Raw genomic sequence first — 1,711 nt, forward strand, 5'->3', positions numbered from 1 at the left:
CCTCTTCTTTATCGCCATGATGATTTTCCTTTTCGGAATCACCATTTTCGTCCATGAGTTCGGCCATTTCATCGTCGCAAAAAAGTGCGGGCTGGTCATCGAGGCCTTCTCCATCGGCATGGGCCCGGCGCTTTGGAAAAAGGAAGTCGACGGCATCGTCTATAAGATCGGCGCCTTCCCCATCGGCGGCTATGTCTCGCTGCCGCAGCTCGACCCCGAAGGCATGGAAAAGATGCAGGGCGAAAACGAGAACGACCGCAAAGCCCTGCCCGATGTCTCGCCGTGGAAAAAGATCGCCGTCGCCGTCGCCGGCCCGCTGTGCAACATTCTCTTCGCCATCCCGCTGGCGCTGATCGTCTCCACCGCCGAAAAGGCCCCCGACAACACGATTGTCGGCTACGTTGCCACCAACAGCGTCTTCCATGCGAAGGGACTGCTTCCCGGCGACGAAATCATAGCCATCAACGGCAACGAGGTCGCCAGCTGGTACGACATCATGGTCGAAAAGATGCTCGCCAAGGATTCCGACCGCATTGCCATCGACTATCGCTCCGCCGGGGCCACCAACCGCATCGAGCTCGCCGGCGAAGAAATCCAGAAGGACGTCATCGGCTTCGACGGCGTCGACCAGGCCCTGCGCCCGTTGCTGGCCGATATCCGCTCCGGCGAACCCGCCGGCGACGGCGGCCTCAAGACGGGCGACCTCGTCATGCAGATCGGCGACAAACCGATCCAATACTGGCACGAGTTGACCGGCGCCATCCAGGCCCACCGCGACGAGCCGACGACCTTCACCGTCCTGCGCAACGACAAAACGGTCGCACTCACCATCACGCCCCGCTTTATCGAGGAATACAACAAGGTAATGATCGGCGTCACGCCCGGCGACCCGAACGCGCTGCCCTGGTCGATGTCCGGCAACCCGATCACCCAGATCAAGAGCGACGCGATGAAGATTTTCCGCCTGCTCAAGGCGCTCACCACCAAAGGCGAAGCCAAGCAGGCCGCCAGCGGCCTCGGCGGCCCGGTGGCGATCTTCACCATGATCTGGTTCGCCCTGAAACTCGGCCTCCCCTACGCCATCGGTCTGATCCGCTTCATCAACATCAACCTCGCCGTGCTCAACCTGTTGCCGCTGCCCGTGCTTGACGGCGGTCACATCTGCTTCGCGCTGTGGGAAGGCATCACCCGCCGCAAGGTCCACCCGAAAGTCGTCGGCACGCTCGTCAACCTCTTCGCCATCCTGCTGATCTCCGCCATGCTGTTCCTCTCCTGGCGCGACGTCGACCGCAACTGGAACGTCGGCCGCATCTTCAACGTCTTCAAAAAGGCCCCGATCGAGCAGGTCGAGCCAACGCCTGCGGCGGAAGCCGCCGCCGAAGCGCCGACCAACGAATAGCGCCACCGCGACGGCCGAAGGTTTTTCCTTCGGGATTGGACATTCCCGGTTCGATATTCGATATTGGCGTGCATGAAACGGAGCTACCAGCGGCGATCGACGTTCGACTTTTCGAAGCTCGGGCAGCTCGTTTTCGTGCTGTTCGTCGTCTTCGTCGCCTATAAAATTCTCACGCCGCCGAGCAACGAGACGGCGCGGGCGCAGGCCCCGGACGGTAGCAAGACCGCGCGACTGCGCACGTTCTACTACTACGACCACCAGCCCTCCTATAAGATCTATTACCGCGAAACGGGCAAGCGCGCCTGGCTCAAC

2 protein-coding genes are annotated in these 1,711 nt (G+C 61.4%); both read left to right on the top strand.

The window, feature by feature from the left end:
- Positions 1-1,399, top strand: a 1,399-nt coding sequence (gene rseP, locus ABYO54_RS16110) for an RIP metalloprotease RseP (protein WP_372809251.1), incomplete at its 5' end; no start/stop codon positions are given.
- Between the two features lie 72 nt (positions 1,400-1,471).
- A partial coding sequence (locus ABYO54_RS16115) for a hypothetical protein (protein WP_372809252.1) occupies positions 1,472-1,711 on the top strand: 240 nt, incomplete at its 3' end.

This window comes from Pontiella sp. (genome assembly GCF_041622395.1).
GTDB lineage: Bacteria > Verrucomicrobiota > Kiritimatiellia > Kiritimatiellales > Pontiellaceae > Pontiella.